This is a genomic window from Citreicoccus inhibens (assembly GCF_019039035.1).
Classification (GTDB): Bacteria; Myxococcota; Myxococcia; order Myxococcales; family Myxococcaceae; genus Citreicoccus; species Citreicoccus inhibens.
This window is the reverse complement of record NZ_JAHNZT010000002.1, coordinates 163,120-180,552: the sequence shown is the minus strand read 5'-3', so window position 1 is coordinate 180,552 and position 17,433 is coordinate 163,120. Positions and strand designations below refer to the sequence as shown.

Below are 17,433 nucleotides of genomic sequence, written 5' to 3'. Positions count from 1 at the left end.
TAGCCCAGCGCATACAGCCAGATGGAGAGGTCGGCGTGGGGAGCGTCGTGCGACGATGTCGTGGCGATGGCGGGCCTCGGGAACGCGGTGCCCCCATTGTGCAGCAGCGGCGGGCGCGGCGCTCGCCTCTCAGGACTCCGACCACTGCCGCAGGAGGTTGTGGTACACGCCCGTCAGCATCACCAGCGCCGGACTCTTCGGCACCTCCTTGTTGAGCTGAATGATGGAGGTATCCAGGTCGAAGAGCAGCGCGCGCTGGGACACATCGCGCACCAGGCTCTGGACCCAGAAAAAGGACGCCAGGCGCACTCCGCGCGTGACGGGCGTGACGTGATGCAGGCTGCTGGACGGGTAGATGATGAGGTCGCCCGCGGGCAGCTTCACGGAGTGGTCGCCGTAGGTGTCCTCGACCACCAGCTCACCGCCGTCGTACGACTCCGGGTCCGAGAGAAAGAGCGTGGCGGACACGTCCGTGCGCACGCGCAGCGGGGTGCCCGGCACCGGCCGGATGGCGTTGTCCACGTGCGAGCCGAACGTCATCCCCGGCCCATAGCGGTTGAACAGCGGAGGGAACACGCGCTGGGGCAGCACCGCCGAGATGAACAGCGGGCTGCGCTCCAGGCCCGCGAGCACCAGGTCGCCCAGCTCGCGCGCCTCGCGACTCCCCTCGGGGAGCTGCTCGTTGCGCTTCACCTGGGCGGACTGGTGGCCCGCGGTGCTGCGACCATCCTCCCAGGTCGCCGAGTCGAACACGGCGCGACAGTGGGCCACCTGCTCGGCGGTGAGGACCTGGGGGATGTGCAGCATCATGGGGTGTCTCCTGGCGAGCGAGCGCGCCTAGAACCGGACCCGACCCGACAAGAGCGCCGAGCGGCCCTTCGCCGGCACGGCCTGCCCGGCATAGTACTGCTCGTAATAGAGCGTGTTGGTGAGGTTGTTCACGTTGAGTTGGATGTCGTACCGGCTGACCGCGTAGCTGGCGAACGCATCGAAGCGCCAGTAGTTGGGCACCTTGTTGAGCACGTCGGTGTCCTTGGCCGGGTTGTTCACCGTCGCCACGTCCTGGTAGACGGCGCCGCCGCCCACGGTGAGCGCGTCGGTGACACCGTACGTCGTCCAGAGCGAGCCGCTGTGCTTCGGCGTGCTCGGCAGGCGCTGGCCCACGATGAACGGGTTGGTGTGCTTGAGGATCTCCGAGTCCAGGAACGTGTAGTTGAGGAACACGTTCCAGCGGCGCAGCGGCGTGCCGGCAAGCCCCACGTTGATGCCCTGCGAGCGCTGCTCACCATCCAGCACCGTGGGCGGGCCCGCGGGGTCCGCGTTCGCCACGCGCGCGTTCTTCTTGTCGATGCGGAAGGCCGCCGCGTTCACGCTCAAGCGCTCTGCGATGACGTCCGCCTTCGCGCCCACCTCCACCGTCTCGTTCTTCTCCGGGTCCAGCGTGTCCTGGCCAGTGCTGATGGTGCCCACCTCGGCCGACGGGTTGGAGGACGTGCCATACATCGCGTAGACGCTGGTGGCCTCCATCGGGTGGACGACCACACCCGCGCGCCAGTTGAGGTACTTGTTCTTGTTCTCCAGGCGCGTGGTGACGTTCGTCGCGTTCACCGTCGCGTAGTCCGTGCGGAAGATGTCGTAGCGCAGCGAGCCCAGCACCTCCACGTACTTGCCGATGGCGATCTGATCCGCCGCGTACGCCGCCACGGACCACTGCGTCGTCCCGCTCGACGTGCTGAACGTCCGCTCGACCGAGGACAGGTCCGGCTTGGGCTCCGGATCGTACAGGTCCGCGGGGATGTTGGGCCCGGTGGGCAGCCCCACCGCGCGCAGGTTGTAGCGGCGCTGCTCCCGCCACTCGCGCGAGTACTCCAGGCCCACGTTCGCCGCGTGCTTCAGGATGCCGGTCTGGAACACGCCGCGCAGATCGAGCTGCTCGGCCAGGTACATGTTGTCCGTCGCCGTCTCATACCGCTCGCGGCCGATGGCCGTCGGGTCCACGGCCGGCGTGAGCCCGCGCGGAGACGTGGGCCGCGAGAAGCGATCCACGCCGCCCAGGCGCACCGTGTTGGTGAGCTGCGTGCCACCGCCCAGGTCCACGAGCAGCCGGCCCGTCCCGATGTGGACGTTGACCTTCTCCGTGTCCGAGCCCTCCACGCCGTAGAACGCGTCTCGGCGCACGTCGAGGCTCGTGGAGACGGGATAGCCCTGGTAGTACGGGTGGCCGTAGTCCGGGACGCTGTCCTCGCGCTGGTAGAAGTAGTCCAGGTCCAGCGTGACGTGCTTGCCGAGCGCCAGCCGCGCCGACGGCGCGATGCCCGCACGGTTCTCCTGCGCGATGTCGCGGCCCGCCACGTCCGACAGCTGCCCCATCGCGCTGATGCGCATCTGGAACGACTCGGAGATGACCTCGTTGAGGTCGGCCTCGAAGCGGCCGGACGGCGACGTGCCCGCGGTGAGCCGCAGGTCCTGGAAGGACGTCTTCTTCGGCTTCTTCGTCACCATGTTGATGGCGCCGCCCGTGGAGCCTCGGCCGAACAGCACCGACGACGGACCGAAGTAGACCTCCACGCCCTCCACGTTGAACGTGTCGCGCGTGAACCAGCCCAGGTCGCGCACGCCATCGCGCATCACGTCCGTCTGCGCGGAGAAGCCGCGCAGGTTGAACGTGTCACCCTGACGGCCCCCCTCGCCCGCGGCCACGGTGATGCCAGAGACGTTGCGCAGCGCATCGCGCAGCGTGGTCGCCTGCTGCTCCTCCATCACCTTCTCGGGCACCACCACCACGGTCTGCGGCGTGTCCACCAGCGGGCGCGGCAGCTTCGACAGGCTGCTCTCCTCCGTGTGGTAGCCCTGCTCGGCCTCGGCCTCCACCTGCACGGTGGGCAGCACGTACTGCTCCTCGGTGGCCTCGGTCTTCGGGGACGCCTCCTGCGCCGCCGCGCCGCTCGCCGCCAGCGCGGACGCCAACCCCACCGCCGCCGGGCCCCACGGCCTCAGCGCGGCCCGCAGCCCTCCCGCGTTGCCCTGTGCGGAGCGGATCCCAGACCTACCGAGCTTCGATGCAGACACGTGCACTCCCTCTGGCGCGCCGCGAACCCGGCGCATCGCGCAGTGAATCTTGATTTGGAGAATGATTCTCAACTTCAAGAAAAAGACAGACACGCACCAAGACTTCGTGCGCGGGGTGCTGAGGCCTCGGAGGGAGGCCTCAGCGTCAGACCGATTCCGAGCGAGGCGTGGCGGCCTCGGGCGCCAGCGACGCGGCGGCCACCTCGGGCGAGGCGGGAGCACGGCGGCGCTTCGGGAAGAAACGGCGCCACGCCAGCGCGTAGCCGGTCCACACGAGGAAGAGTGTCCCGAACGAGGCGATGGCCGCGATGAGCTGGCCCATCCAACCCAGCGCCTCACCGGTGTGGAGGAAGCGCAGCCACGTGCGCGCGCGACGACCGGCGCTCGCATCCGCGAACGTGTCGCGACGCAGCGACTGCGCGGTGAAGGGGTCCACCGCGATCTGCACCGAGGCGAACGGCGGCCACGCGCCGCGTTCCTTGATGTTGAAGTTCGTCGCGGCCGGGCCACGCTTCTCGGCGTCACCTCGCGGACCCGCGCCCGGCCCCCCCTTCCCCGCTTCGGGGCGCGGCGCGCCGCCCGGTCCACCGGGCCCGCCCATGCGAAGCGTGGCGCTCTCCCAGCCGGAGACCTGGGCGATCGCCGCCGCGAACTGCGCATCCAGCTCACGCGGCTGCGCTCCTGGAGGCGGCGTGGGGACCTTGACCGGGGGCGCCGCGGCCGGCCCCTGCGCGGTCGGCGGCGTCTCGCCCGCGGCCTTGTACACGAGGTCCGAGGCCCACCTGTACGAGATGACCATGCCGGACGCCGTGAGGACGATCAGCACCGGCAAGGACCAGAACCCGATGACGTTGTGCCAGTTGAAGTCGCGCGCCTTGCCGTGCAGTCCCCTGCGGAACCACAGCGTCGGCCGCATGGCGCGCATCGTCCACTTGCGCGGCCACCACAGATAGAGCCCGGTGATGGCCATGAGCAGGAACGCGGCGTTGCAGATGCCCGTGGCGCCCTTGCCCAGCGCCCGCTGCTCGCCGTCCGTGCCGAGCCAGCGGTGCCACTCCTCCATCGTGTGGAAGAACGCACGCCAGCCCGCGGCGCCCTGCTCTCGCACCTCGCCCGTGTACGGGTTGACGTAGACGCCGCCCGAGCGGCCCGTGCTCACCAGCACCACGGAGTCCGGCGCGGCGTAGACCGTGATGCCGGAGACCTGCGCCTCGGGCCGAGCCTCGCGCACGCGCGCCACCATCGCATCCACGGGGAGGCGCGCGGCGTCCGGCGCGGGAGCCTGTACGAGGCGCGCGTCGCGGTCGGCCCAGTCGATCACCTGGGACTCGAACGCCAGCGCCACGCCGGTGAAGGCCATGATGGCGACGACGAGACCGGCGACGACGCCAGCCACGAGGTGGACCCAGAAGAGAACGGTGCGGAGGGTGCTGAACATGGAGGTCTCTCGCGCGCGGGCACGCGCCAACGGGAGGTGGGCGGCCGGCGCCCACCGGCTCACTTCAGGGTGAAATTCATCGGGATGTCGACGATGACGCGGACCGGGCGTCCCTCGCGGCCCAGCGCGGGCGAGAAGCGCCACTGCGAGACAGCGGCCACCGCGGCCTCATCCAGCCCGGCCACCGAGCGCATCACGCGTGTGTGCTCAGGCTCGACCTTCCCGTCCGTTCCGATGATGACGCGCACGAGCACCAGCCCGGTGACACGCTCGTCCTTGGCACGGCGCGGATACTGCGGAGCCACCTGCGTCAGCACCACCGGCGGACGCGACACCTGCTTGAGCGTGAGGGCATCGCCCCCCACGGCCCCCAGCGCGCCCCCCTCACGCCCCTCGACCGCTCCACCCACCACGCCGCCGACTCCCCCGCCCACGACTCCCGCGACCGCGCCCGTGCTGGCAGAGGCGTCCGCCGTGGCAGCCACGGGCGCCGACTCCGGCTCGGGCTCCGGCGCGGTCTCCACTGGCGTCGGCTCGACCTTCTCCACCGGGGCCTCCACCGGCGTGGGCGTCGGCTCCTTCAGCCGAGGCGTCTGCACCGGGGCCTTGCGCTGCACCTGCGTCACCGGCGCGCTCCGAGTCGCGGTCGGCACGCCCGCCGCGGCAGGAGGCGGCGCCGCGTACGCCAGCAGCACCAGCTCCGGCTCGGGCTCGGGCGTCCGAAGCACGCGGGGATTCGCGCCCGCGCTGGCGATCCCTCCCGCCAAGAGCCCGACGTGCACGATGCCGGCGATGAGGCACGCGCGGCTCCACCGCCCCCGCCCCTGCTCACCCGGCGCGGGTGCTCCCATCCGAAACAGCCCAGGCGGCTCCACGCGCTGCCGCGCCGCGTCCACGGTCCGCGTCTCCACGCCAACCGGGCCACCCACCACCAAGGCATCCTCGAAATTGAGAACAGTTCTCATTTTCACTGCCGCCAGAGATACATGCTGTCGGCCGGAGCGTCAATCCGCGCGAACACGGCCCCCTCGCCAAATTTCGAGCCAAAGCAGAACTCCCAGGTGCGGCGGGCCAGGATTCGCCGGTCACCCCGTCACAGCGGCGGGAACAGACCGCGACAAAGTGACCGAGGACATCTCCTCACTCCCAAGGAGGCCCGCCAGCCCCCAGGCTGGCCCGGGCCTTGCCATGGGGTGGAGGCCATGACGATGCCCGATGCGCCTGCCCCCCCGGCCCCCGCGTTGCGCAAGGCTCCTCCTGGGCTCCTGGTGCCCCTGACCCGTGACGCGCTGGAGGGCATGGCCTGGGGCGCCGTGTGGAGTCTGCTGCCGCTGGGAATCCTGATGATGCTGTTGCCCGCGGGCTGCCTGGGCTTCTTCATCCGGCTGCTCGTGCGCACCTCCTCACGGCGATACGGGTTGATGGGGATGGTGGGCGTGGCCGTCGCAACGGCGGCGCTGGCGCCGGCGGTGCCGTTGACGCGCGGCATGGCCCGGCCGCTGCGCGCGCCACTGTCTGGACGCGTCCTTCCCTTGCCCGTGCTGCTCGAGGAGCTGCGCGCCCAAGGACTGGCCTCGTCCTCGAAGCTGCGCCGCGAGGCCCGTGACGTCGCGGTGACCCTGCCCTCGCATCACCCCACCTATGCGGAGCTGGATGCCGCGCTGCGAAGCCAGGCCGCGCTCAAGCTCGATGACTTCGCGAGTGCGTTGGACGCGTCGCTGCTGTGGGGCGTGCGGCCCGAGCGCTTCACCATCGTGGAGCACGCGGCCTCACGCGCGCGTCGTCCTTGAGGACCCGCGGCGGCAAGGAAGGACCGCGCCTGGCCGCCTGCACGTGAAGCACGATTCGCCCATCTTCACGGGTGCGCGGTCCCCAATCGTGGTGTACAGGAAGAAAGGGGCGGGACTGATGGCATGTGCCGTCCCCGGCGGGCGGCCAGCGCGGCGCCCAGTCGCCCGCTTCCCGTCCCATGACCCAGGCACTTCGTCCAGCAGGGCATCAGGCCCCTCGCGAACGATGGACTCCCATCGCGCTGCTGGCGTGCGCCCTGACCTTTGCCGCGTGGCTCGCCCATGCGCCAACGGCCGCCCCCTCCACGAGCGCCCCGCCCGAGCCGACGCAGGCCATGCGCGTGGCGGAGGCGGGGGAAGACGCGTGTAGCGCCTGGAGCCTCACGGGTCTTCATGACCCACGCGACGGTGCCGTCGATCCTTCGCCTGGGGGGCGCTTCGATGCGTCCCGGCCCTGCGCCCATCCGGCGCCGGTTCCCAAGCGCGTGGCGTCTTCGCGCGCGGCCCTGGCTACGCGGCTCGATGCGTCCATCGTCGCCCTCTCGCAGCGCATCCGCGCCTGCGCCCTGCCCCCGCGCCATGTCCCGGGGGGGGATCGCCCGCTGACCGTGAACTGTCCCGCGCAGGGCCCACCGCGCGCGGCGTGACGCGGACCGCTTCACCTCCCTCACCCATTTCCGTCGTCTGACCGGAGCCACGGCCGTCGTGTGCCCGCGCGATGCCGTCGCGCGCGGCCGGGGTGCCGCCATCGGACGCGTCCTCCTTCACATCGCGCCCCCGCGAGCCCGCGGACGCGAGAGGTCTCTTCAATGTCCCAGCAAAGTGTCCAGCCGAAGCCGGCGCCTTCGTCCACCGCTCAACCCGCGCCCCAGGCCGCGGCTCCCACCGAGCACGCCCACTGGCAGTGGGCGCGTCTGGTGTTGAGCATCCTGGTGTGCGTGCTCATCATCGGCGCGGCCGTCGTGTTCGATAAATGCGGATGAGAGCGCAGGCATGACCTTCCAGGCCTCGGCTCCGCGCGACGCGGGGCCGGGGTCCCCTTCTCCACCTTCCTTCCCTCAGGCGCCCCATGCACGACGCCCACGCCTTCCTCCAAGCTCTCGCCATCGTCCTCTGCGTCGCGGCGGTCACCACCGTCGTGTTCCAGCGACTGCGCCAGCCCGTCGTGCTGGGTTACATCATCGCGGGCCTCATCATCGGGCCCCACGTCCCCATCCCCCTCGTCGCGGACGCGGGCATCGTCCAGACGCTGTCCGAGCTGGGCGTCATCCTCCTGATGTTCTCGCTCGGGCTGGAGTTCAGCCTGCGCAAGCTCATCCAGGTGGGCCCCACCGCGGGCATCACCGCCATCATTCAATGCAGCGTGATGGTGTGGCTGGGCTTCATCACGGGCCGCGCGTTCGGGTGGACGCGGCTGGAGTGCCTGTTCGCGGGCGCGGCCATCGCCATCTCCAGCACGACCATCATCGCCAAGGCCTTCGACGAGCAGAACATCCGCGGCAACCTGCGCAAGCTCGTCATCGGCATCCTCGTCGTCGAGGACATCATCGCCATCCTGCTGATGGCCACGCTCACCGCGGTGTCATCCGGCGCGGGCCTGTCCGCGGGCGCGCTGGCCGTCACCGTGGGCAAGCTGGTGGCGTTCCTCATCGAGCTCGTCGTGGTGGGCCTGCTCGTCGTGCCGCGCGCCGTGCGCGCCATCGTCAAGCTCAACCGCCCGGAGACCACGCTCGTGGCGAGCGTGGGCATCTGCTTCGCCGTCGCGCTGCTCGCGCAGACCCTCGGCTACTCAGTGGCGCTGGGCGCGTTCCTCGCGGGCTCGCTCGTGTCCGAGTCCGGTGAGGGCAAGACCATCGAGCACCTGGTGCAGCCCGTGCGCGACATCTTCGCCGCCATCTTCTTCGTGTCCGTGGGCATGCTGTTGGATCCAGTCCTCGTGGCGCAGCACTGGGGCGCGGTGGTGGTGCTGACCCTGGTGGTCGTCTTCGGGAAGATTCTCAGCGTCACCCTGGGCGCGTTCCTCACGGGCAACGGCATGCGCACGTCCGTGCAGGCCGGCATGAGCCTGGCGCAGATTGGCGAGTTCTCCTTCATCATCGCAGGGCTCGGCCTGTCGCTGAAGGCCACGGGCTCGTTCCTCTATCCCGTCGCGGTGGCGGTGTCCGTCGTCACGACGCTCGTGACGCCGTGGCTCATCAAGGCCTCGGGACCGTTCGCCAGCCTGTTGGACCGCAAGCTCCCGCAGCCCCTGCAGACCTTCGTCACGCTGTACGGCAGCTGGGTGGAGCGCCTGGGCAACCTGCCTCGGCGCGAGACGGTGGGCGCGCGCGCACGCCGCAGCATCCTGCTCCTGTTGGTGGACGCGGCGCTGCTCGTGGCCATCGTCGTCGGCGCATCCATCGGTTCGGCGCGGGTGGTGAACTTCCTCGTGCGCGAGGTGGGCCTGCTCGAGTCGGTCGCCCGGACGCTCTTCATCGTCGCGTCCGTCGTGCTGTGCGTGCCCTTCGCCGTGGGCATCGTGCGCGTGGCGCGGCGGCTGGGCGTGACGCTGGCGGAGGCCGCGCTGCCCGCGGCGCCGGATGGCAAGGTGGATCTGGCGGCGGCACCGCGCCGCATGCTCGTCGTCACGCTTCAGCTCGGCATCGTCGTCATCGTGGGCGTGCCCGTCATGGCGCTCACCCAGCCGTTCCTCCCCGGCCTGCCGGGCGCCACCCTGCTGTTGATCATGATCGCGGTGCTGGGCTTCAGCTTCTGGCGCAGCGCCACCAACCTCCAGGGGCACATGCGCGCGGGCGCGCAGGTCATCGTCGCGGCGCTCGCCGCCCAGTCCCACGCCACCGGAGACTCCGAGCACCCCGAGGAGAACAAGGACTCGCTCGCGGACATCCGCGCGCTGCTGCCGGGCATGGGTGACCCCGAGTCCATCTCGCTCATCCCGACGAGCCCCGCGGTGGGCCGCACGCTCGCGGAGCTCGACCTGCGCGGCATGACGGGCGCCACGGTCCTGGCCATCCGGCGCGGGGACGCGGACGTGCTCGTCCCCACCGCGCAGGAGGTGCTCCGCGCAGGAGACGTCCTCGCGCTGGCCGGGACGCACGAGGCCATTGACGCCGCCCGCGCGGTGCTCGAAGGCGGCGGCGAGGCGCGGGCGGAGGTGGCGGAAGTTCAGTGAACGCTGGCGCCCGGCCCCACCGAGGCGTCGCCCGAGGCGCGGGTCGGGATGGAGGGCTGCCCGCTGCGCAGCCCCGCCCCCAGCACGCTCACCAACGTCACGCAGGCCTGGATGACGGCCGCGCGTGCCGCGGGCGTGCTGGCCAGCGCATCCAGCATCACGAAGTCATGCGGAACGCCCAGGTAGCGCGCCGACGTGACCGTCACCCCCGCGTCGATGAGCCGATGCGCGTAGGCCTCGCCCTCGTCGCGCACCACGTCGCACTCGCCGGTGATGAGGAGCGCCGGAGGCAGGCCCTTCAGCTTCGCGGCCGGAGCCCGCAGCGGCGACACGAGCGGGAGCGCCCGCGCCGAGGCATCGGGCACGTAGCAGTCCCAGAACCACGCCATCGACTGGCGCGTGAGGAAGTACCCCTCCCCGTACCGCTCATACGAGGCCGTGTCGCAGCGCGCGTCCGTGACGGGCTGGAACAGCACCTGCTGCGCGATGCGTGGTCCTCCCCGCTCACGCGCCAGCATCGTGAGCGCGATGGCCAGGTTGCCACCCGTGCCGTCCCCCACCACCGCGATGCGCCCGCTGTCGAGCCCCGCCACGCCTCCGTGGTTCGCCACCCACTGGAGCACCGCGTAGGCCTGCTCGATCTGCACCGGGTAGCGGGCCTCGGGCGCGGGCGAGAACTGGATGAACACCACGGCGGCCCGCGTGCCGAAGGCCAGCTCGCGAATCAGGCGGTCATGCGTGTCCCCATCGCCCAGCACCCACCCACCGCCGTGGCAGTACACCAGGACCGGCAGCGGACCGGACGCACCGGGCGGGCGGACGATGCGAACGGGCACCTGCCCGCCTGGCCCGCCGGGGATGACGCGGTCCTCCATGGCGGCCGGCATCCGCGCGACGTCGCCGGACTGAAGCTCGCGCAACACCTCCCGCGCCGCCTGGGGTGAGAGCGTGGACAGCGGAGGCCCACCCCGGGCCTCCAGCATGGCCAGGAAGGCACGGGCCTGGGGGTCAACCCCCGCGTAGCGGTCCTCGGGTCCGGTGACGGGCATGGTGGTCGCTCCTTGCCGCAAGGGTGCCCACGGAGAATTCCGCCGCAAAGTCCCGGCCTCCCCAGCCTGGGGGCATGCAATGGCTCGCCAGGACGTCCGTAGGAGCCCATGTCCCGGAGTCCTCGCCCAGGAGCCCTCCCATGCGCGCACCGTTTCTCTCCACCCTCGCCGTCTGCTCCATGCTGGCCACGCCCTCGCTCGCGGCGGATACCGCGAAGCGGTCCTCGAGCACGCCACGCATCGTCTGTATGAACTCCACGAAGGACGGCAGCCGCGCGGTGCAGGGCACGGACCTGGTCATCGAGGCCGGTGAGAAGGTGAAGGACGTGGTCGCGGTGGACGGCAACGTCATCGTCCGCAAGGGCGCCGTGGTCGAGGACGCCGTCTCCGTGCGCGGGCGCGTCATCATCGAGGCCGGAGCCCACGTCACGGGCTCGGCGGTGTCCATCGGCGGCGACGTGCGCATCCGCTCCGGCGCTCACGTGGACGGCAGCGCCGTGGCCCTCGGCGGGCGCCTCACGGTGGACTCGGAGTCCGACGTGAAGGGAGACCGCGTGGGCCTCTCCTTCGAGCTGGGCGGCGAGGACATCATCCGCGGCCTCATCAACGAGGCGCTCGACAAGGACCTGCGCTGCCACATCCTCGACGACAAGGAGGTCTGAGCACCTCCCGACCCAACGCGGAGGGAGGCCCGAAGACCTCCGCTCCGTCGTGGGGACTACGAGGCGACCGACCGCGCCTCGGAGGGCTCGACGCGGGTCAGCGGCGCCAGGGACGCGCGCAGCGACTCGATCTGCGCCCGCGCCATGTCCTTCAGGCGCTCCAGGTCCGCCACCGTCATGCCGCGCGTGGAGATGGGCGTGCCCACCGTCACCAACCCGCGCGAGGTGTTGAAGCGCCACGAGTGCTTCGGCAGCGCGCGCCGCGTCCCGCTCACCGCCAGCGGCAGCACGTCCGCCTGCGCCTCGATGGCCAACCGGAACGCGCCGTCCTTGAAGGGGAGCAGTTCGTCCGTCTTCGAGCGCGTGCCCTCGGGGAAGATCATCACCGGCATGCCCTTGGCCAACCACTTCTTGCACTTGCCCATGGCGCCCGTGGCCGAGTCGCGATCGCCCCGATTCACCGGCACGTCGCCCGCGAACCACATCATCCAGCCCACCACGGGAATCTTGAAGAGGCTCGCCTTGCCCAGCCACTTCATCTCCCAGGGCAGGTGCGAGATGAGGAACGGATCCGCGTTGGACTCGTGGTTGCTCACCACCACCGTGTTCGGCGCCACCGAGCGAGGCACGTCGCCGTGCACGCCGAAGCGCCAGTAGGGCGTCAGCTTCGCGGCCATCCACCCCACGCGCCGGAACGTCCGCCCCGGGATGTGGCGCCGCCGATCAAAGGGCCAGGTGAAGAAGACCAGGACCACCTGGATGCAGAAGCCCACCAACGCCACCAGCGCGATCTCCAACCACGTCCAGATGGACAGCAGTGCATTCATAGAGGCATCTCGTTGAAGGGACTCACCGGATGACCTCCGGTGCCAGGTCCACGCTCACAGGACAGTGGTCCGAACCAAGCACGTGCGCGTGAATGTCCGCGCGCCGCACGTACTTCATGGCCGCGGGCGTCGCCAGCACGTAGTCGATGCGCCACCCGATGTTCTTCTCTCGCACGCCGGCGCGCTGGCTCCACCACGAGTAGTGCCCGCCGTCCGGCTGGAAGTGCCGGAAGGAATCCACCCAACCCGAGCGGATCCACCGGTCGAACTCCTCGCGCTCCTCGGGGCGAAAGCCGCTCGTCTCGCGATTCTCGCGGGGACGCGCCAGGTCCAGGTCCTGGTGCGCGGTGTTGAAGTCACCCACCACCAGCACGCGCTCGCCATCGCGCAGCGCCTTCTCCAGACGCTGGAAGAGCTTGCGGTAGAAGGCGAGCTTGAAGGGGATGCGGCTGAGGTCCCGCTCCTTCCCGTTGCCATTGGGGAAGTAGCCGTTGACCACCGTCAGCTTGCCGAAGCGGGCGAACTGCAGGCGACCCTCGCAGTCCATCTCCTTCACGCCCAGCTTCGTGTCCAGGTCATCCGGCGTGGCGCGGCTGTACAGCCCCACCCCGCTGTAGCCCGCGCGCTGCGCCGAGGAGAAGTGTGTCCGCCACCGCGCGGGGGCGCGCACCTCCTCGGGGAGCTGCTCCTCGGTGGCCCGGACCTCTTGCAAGGCCACCACCTGCGCCCGGGCTCCCGCGAGCCACGGGAGGAATCCCTTGCGATGCACCGAGCGCAGACCGTTGACGTTCCAAGAGACGACTCGCACGCCCTGCTTATGGCCTGGGCGCGCGGGGTTTTCCAGCCCTGTCCGCTCGGACGCCGGGCGAAGCCCCCGTCCCGGTGGTCCGGACGGGGGCCTCCACGTTCTGCGACCTACTGCTCGGTGGGGCTGGTGCGGTTCTGCGGGCCGCGCGTGGTGCGCAGCACGAAGTCCACCGCGTTGTTGTTCGAGTCGAAGCCGTTGCCCCGGTTCGCGTCCGCCCCGGTCTCCATGGACGCCGCCGTGGAGGTGTCGAAGGCCTTGCGCTCGAAGCTGCCCGCCGTGCCCGGCAACGACGGGATGGGCTGGGTCTCCGGGGTGACCGCGGGACCGTACCCGACCGTGTCCACCACCAGCGGGTCCGCGTTGGTGACGCCCATCCCCGCCGAGCCGATCCGCACGTGGCCTCCCTTGTTCGCCGCGGCGGACATGGCGATCGCCGTGCCCCAGTTCGCGTCTCCCGTGACGCTGCCCTTATACGAACCGGAGACCACCAGGTAGAAGCCGTGCGGAGCGATGCGCGCACCGGACGGCAGCGCGAAGCCCGCGCCGTAGTCGCCAGTCGCAGAGCCCGCCTTGTACTGAACCTTCCAGCCGCTCAGGTCCACCTCCTGGTTCGTCGGGTTGTACAGCTCGATGAACTCGTCATCCGCGCCACCGGAGCCCTGCGGCGCGAACTCGCTGATGACCACGTGGTCCATGGACGGCAGCGGCTTGCCCGTCACGTCGATGGTGGCCGAGACCCTCTGGCCGCCGACCGTCGCGTACACCGCGCCGCTCCCGCTGAAGGCCCCCGCGATGAAGGTGAACGACGCGCGGTCCTTGTTGGCCGGGATGGTGACGGTGGTCGGAGCCGAGCCCACGGCCGCCGGCACCAGCTCGATCGTCATCGGCGTATCCTGGAACGTGGGCGGAGCCACCAGGACGGTGAAGGTGACCGCCTGCCCCGAGGTCAGACTCACGGCGGTCGGCGTCATCGAGGAGGCGTAGGCCGGCTGGTTCGCGGCCAGGACCCAGAGCCGCGACGTGAGGGACACCGAGTCCAGCGTGGCCGTCATCTGCACGTCCTCCTGGCCCGGCTGCGTCTGCTCCGTCGCCGTGACGATGACCTGCGCGGTGGTGGCGCCGGCCGGAACCATCACCCTGCCCTCGTTCGCCACCGTGAGGATGGGGCTGGACGACGTCACCGTCACCACGGTGTTCACCGGGGCCGGCGCGCTGAGCGTGACGGTCAGCGGCTCCGGAATGGTGGGGCCAGTGGTGCCCGAGTGCGCGTAGGTGAACGCGGGGGCCATGGCGCTGAGCGTGACGGGCGCGCTCGCCGCCGTGACCAGATCCGTGGCGGCGCGCGGCTCGATCTTCGAGTTGCTGTTGCGCAGGTTCAGCACACCGGTGATGGACTGGAACACGGTCCCCACGGTGGGCATGGTCGCCTTGAACAAGTAGTCGTTGATGCGCAGCACGCCCGCCACCTCGAACTCGTTGGTGGGCGCCGTGTCACCGTTGACGGGCGGCAGGGACACCGCCGTCACCGTCACCGGAGCCACGCGAACGAGCACGCCCTCCAGCGCGGTGGCGCGCAACCCGCCCGTGGCGACCTCCGCGGCCTGCACGCTCTCCGGCGGGGGCGCCGAGCTGCCGTGGCTGGTCACGGTGAACACGGGGTTGGTGAGCTCCACCTGGCCGAAGTAGGTGGCCACGGACGCCGACGAGATGTTCACGCGGTCACCCATGCTCACCGTCGCGCTCGGGTCGGTGCTCGTGAAGACGAACAGGCCCGAGAAGTCCGCGCCCTCGTAGCCATTGTCCATCGGGTGCGTCTGCACGAAGTACCCGTTGCGGCCCACGCCAGTCACGAGCGCCTGATTCAGCGAGACCGCCTTGCCCACCCACGGCGAGTTGCCCGTCGCGTCCGGGCGCTTCACGGAATAGATGCTCAGCACGCACGCCTCGCCGTTTCCGTTGGGCGTGGGGCACAGATCGCACGCATCCCCGATTCCATCGAGGTCCGTGTCCTCTTGCCCGGGGTTCGGCGTGTTGGGGCAGTTGTCGACGCCGTTGGCCACGCCGTCCCCATCCGTGTCGTTGGGGTTGGGCACCGCGCACTGCACGGAGTTCGCCAGGAGCGGGCACACGTCGCAGGCATCACCCACACCGTCGTTGTCCGCGTCACCCTGAACGCCCTGGTCCATCGGGCGCACCGGGTTGAAGACCGCCGGGCAGTTGTCCTGCGCGTCCGGGATACCGTCGCCGTCAATGTCCGATGCAGAGGGAGTGCCGCTGTAGCGCGTGGAGCCGCTCACCGAGCCGGGCCACCGCGAGTCGGTGGAGAAGCGCCGAGGCTCGCAGGCCGGCTCGTTCGGGGGCGTGTCCGTACAAGCGAACAGGCCGTACGCGCCGCTGACCTGCGAAGCCAGCGCCGAGTACGTCTTGCCCAACTCGGACTGGAGGCACACCGCGTGGGGCGTGCCGCACACGTCCACCGCGTCACAGCCCGTGGACAGCGCGTTGACGATCGCTTGCTCACCGTAGAGCGCCTTGCCGCCGCGCATCGTCAGGACCACGTCCGCGGGCATCGCGGAGATGACCGCGCGGTGCGGCGAATCCGCATGCGTCCCGAGCCGGAAGATGGCCACGTCGGCCACCTTGCCCACCGCCAGGGCGCCAATTCGGCTCGCCTTCAGCGCCGACGCCGCGTTGCCCGTCACGGTCGACCACAGGTCCGCGTCGCTCAGGGCGAAGTTGTAATAGGTCGCGTTCAGGTTGTCCGCGCACCGCAGCTCGCGCAGCAGGTTCATGGAGCCCGTGGGCAGCCAGTCCGTGCCCAGCGCGATGTTCACCCCGAGCCGCTTGTAGAGCGGGACGTCCGCCGTATCGCCGTAGAGCGCCACGTTCGAGCGCGGCGACCAGACAAGGCTGCTGCCCTGCGTGCCCATGAGGGCGATGTCCGACGCGCGCAGGCCGATGCCGTGGATGATCGCCGTGCGCCCGCCGACGAGGTTCTGACCGCCCGTGGCCTGCCCGGACAGACACTTGAACTCGTTGTTCGCCGACTGCTCGATGCCCTCGGAGATGTGTGGAAGGTAGGCGGCATCCTGCGGGATGGCGCTCGGGAGGTTGATGCTCGGATAGGCACAGCTGCTCGTCAGCTCCGTGCCCGAGCTGTCGCCCAGCGGGAACGTCTCGTAGTTCACGCCGCCGCTGCTCGCGTTGAGGCCCTCCTGGTTGCCGCCGCTGCTGCTGGTATTGGGCTTGTCCAGGTTGCGCAGCAGGCCGTTCTGTCCACCGGAGCCCGCGATGGACGTGGTGCCGGCCATCACCTGCCGCAGCTCGGCCCACTCGATGCCCGCGCCCGTCGTGGTTCCGCCCGAGGGGATCAGCGTGTGGCCGTTGTTGCCCTTGCGCCAGTCGTGGCGGTGTTCATAGCGCTGCTCATTGAAGGTGTAGGGCTTGCTCTGGAACGTGATGTGGTCATGCGAGTTGATGAGGCCCGGCGACACGACGCCCTGCGGGCAGACCACCTGAGTCGCCGTCGCCGCGCCCGCCGCCGCGCTGCAATCGCAGCTCACGCACTGGATGACACCCGCCGAGTCGAACAGCACCTGACCGCCCGCGTACACCCTGTCCGGTGCCAGGATGACACCCGTGATCAACTTGCTCGTGCCCGTGCCCGGGGTCACCTGGCAGGTGCCGCTCGTCGGCGGCGGCAGCGACGCCGCGGGGCACATCACCACCGTGCCCGGCCCACCCGTGCCAGCGTCCGTGGACGTGCCAGCGTCGGGCTGCGTGCCAGCGTCCGTGGAGGTGCCAGCGTCGGTCTGCGTGCCAGCGTCCGTGGACGTGCCCGCATCCGTCTGCGTCCCGGCGTCCGTGGACGTGCCGGCGTCGGTCTGCGTGCCAGCGTCCGTCTGCGTGCCAGCGTCCGTGGACGTGCCCGCGTCCGTCTGAGTCCCGGCGTCCGTGGACGTGCCCGCGTCCGTCTGCGTCCCGGCGTCCGTGGACGTGCCCGCGTCCGTCTGAGTCCCGGCGTCCGTGGACGTGCCCGCGTCCGTCTGAGTCCCGGCGTCCGTGGACGTGCCCGCATCCGTCTGCGTCCCGGCGTCCGGCTGCGCTCCCGCATCCGAGGTCGTCCCGGCATCGACCTGCGTGCCGGCGTCCGTGGACGTGCCTGCATCCGTCTGCGTCCCAGCATCGTCGCTCGTGCCGGCGTCGCTGTGCGTCCCCGCGTCGTCGTTCGTGCCAGCGTCGACGTGCGTCCCCGCGTCGTCGCCCGCGTCCGGATTCGGGTTCACCGGCGTGACGGTGCACGTGTTCTCGCACCCATCTCCGTTGACCCGGTTGCCGTCGTCACAGGCCTCGCCCGTCTCCACCTTCCCGTTCCCACAGACCGGCGTGACCTCTCCTGGCTTCGTCGTCTGGCACGTCCGACTGCATCCATCCCCATCCGCGACGTTGCCGTCGTCGCAGGTCTCGCCTTTCTCGACGATGCCGTTTCCACAGACAGGATCGCTGCCTCCACACGCGGACAGCAGCACCGTCACCGCACAAAGCGGCGCCAGCAGCCATCGGGACGACCAGGACATGAGGACTCCAGAGTGACCGATACGAGGCCCCCTCCAAAGCA

Annotated in this window: 12 protein-coding genes; 4 read left to right on the top strand and 8 right to left on the bottom strand. The window is 70.4% G+C overall.

What is annotated here, in order from left to right; all coding sequences use genetic code 11:
• Nucleotides 1–129 precede the first annotated feature (129 nt).
• From KRR26_RS03345 to KRR26_RS03330, 4 genes are all read right to left on the bottom strand, one after another.
• The gene (locus KRR26_RS03345; RefSeq protein WP_217079099.1) at nt 130–810 is read right to left on the bottom strand and encodes a Fe2+-dependent dioxygenase; all 681 of its coding nucleotides are present in this window, start codon (nt 808–810) and stop codon (nt 130–132) included.
• Nucleotides 811–837: 27 nt separating this feature from the next.
• Entirely contained in the window at nt 838–3,069 is a 2,232-nt protein-coding gene (locus tag KRR26_RS03340) for a TonB-dependent receptor (protein WP_217079098.1), read from the bottom strand.
• Between the two features lie 145 nt (nt 3,070–3,214).
• Nucleotides 3,215–4,507, bottom strand: coding sequence for a PepSY-associated TM helix domain-containing protein (locus KRR26_RS03335; RefSeq protein WP_217079097.1), 1,293 nt, complete (start codon nt 4,505–4,507; stop codon nt 3,215–3,217).
• Between the two features lie 59 nt (nt 4,508–4,566).
• Complete coding sequence (locus KRR26_RS03330; RefSeq protein WP_236068254.1) at nt 4,567–5,472, bottom strand: energy transducer TonB; 906 nt, start codon at nt 5,470–5,472, stop codon at nt 4,567–4,569.
• A gap of 237 nt (nt 5,473–5,709) precedes the next feature.
• Between KRR26_RS03330 and KRR26_RS03325 the strand changes: the two genes are divergently transcribed.
• From KRR26_RS03325 to KRR26_RS03315, 3 genes are all read left to right on the top strand, one after another.
• Nucleotides 5,710–6,297, top strand: coding sequence for a hypothetical protein (locus KRR26_RS03325; protein WP_147422907.1), 588 nt, complete (start codon nt 5,710–5,712; stop codon nt 6,295–6,297).
• Nucleotides 6,298–7,106: 809 nt separating this feature from the next.
• On the top strand, nt 7,107–7,280 hold the full coding sequence (locus KRR26_RS03320) for a hypothetical protein (protein ID WP_158611408.1): 174 nt from the start codon (nt 7,107–7,109) through the stop codon (nt 7,278–7,280).
• An 86-nt stretch (nt 7,281–7,366) separates the two neighbouring features.
• Complete coding sequence (locus tag KRR26_RS03315; RefSeq protein ID WP_120203928.1) at nt 7,367–9,469, top strand: cation:proton antiporter; 2,103 nt, start codon at nt 7,367–7,369, stop codon at nt 9,467–9,469.
• On the opposite strand, the gene KRR26_RS03310 is transcribed toward KRR26_RS03315, so the two are convergent.
• The gene (locus KRR26_RS03310) at nt 9,463–10,518 is read right to left on the bottom strand and encodes an alpha/beta hydrolase (protein ID WP_120203926.1); all 1,056 of its coding nucleotides are present in this window, start codon (nt 10,516–10,518) and stop codon (nt 9,463–9,465) included. The genes KRR26_RS03315 and KRR26_RS03310 overlap by 7 nt on opposite strands.
• 140 nt (nt 10,519–10,658) lie before the next feature.
• Between KRR26_RS03310 and KRR26_RS03305 the strand changes: the two genes are divergently transcribed.
• The gene (locus KRR26_RS03305; RefSeq protein WP_120203924.1) at nt 10,659–11,180 is read left to right on the top strand and encodes a hypothetical protein; all 522 of its coding nucleotides are present in this window, start codon (nt 10,659–10,661) and stop codon (nt 11,178–11,180) included.
• 56 nt (nt 11,181–11,236) lie between these two features.
• On the opposite strand, the gene KRR26_RS03300 is transcribed toward KRR26_RS03305, so the two are convergent.
• The 3 genes from KRR26_RS03300 to KRR26_RS03290 all read right to left on the bottom strand — a co-directional run bounded on the left by KRR26_RS03300 (nt 11,237) and on the right by KRR26_RS03290 (nt 17,392).
• Entirely contained in the window at nt 11,237–12,007 is a 771-nt protein-coding gene (locus tag KRR26_RS03300) for a lysophospholipid acyltransferase family protein (RefSeq protein ID WP_120203923.1), read from the bottom strand.
• A gap of 22 nt (nt 12,008–12,029) precedes the next feature.
• Entirely contained in the window at nt 12,030–12,815 is a 786-nt protein-coding gene (locus KRR26_RS03295; protein ID WP_217079096.1) for an exodeoxyribonuclease III, read from the bottom strand.
• A gap of 107 nt (nt 12,816–12,922) precedes the next feature.
• Complete coding sequence (locus tag KRR26_RS03290) at nt 12,923–17,392, bottom strand: lamin tail domain-containing protein (RefSeq protein ID WP_217079095.1); 4,470 nt, start codon at nt 17,390–17,392, stop codon at nt 12,923–12,925.
• Between the last annotated feature and the right edge of the window lie 41 nt (nt 17,393–17,433).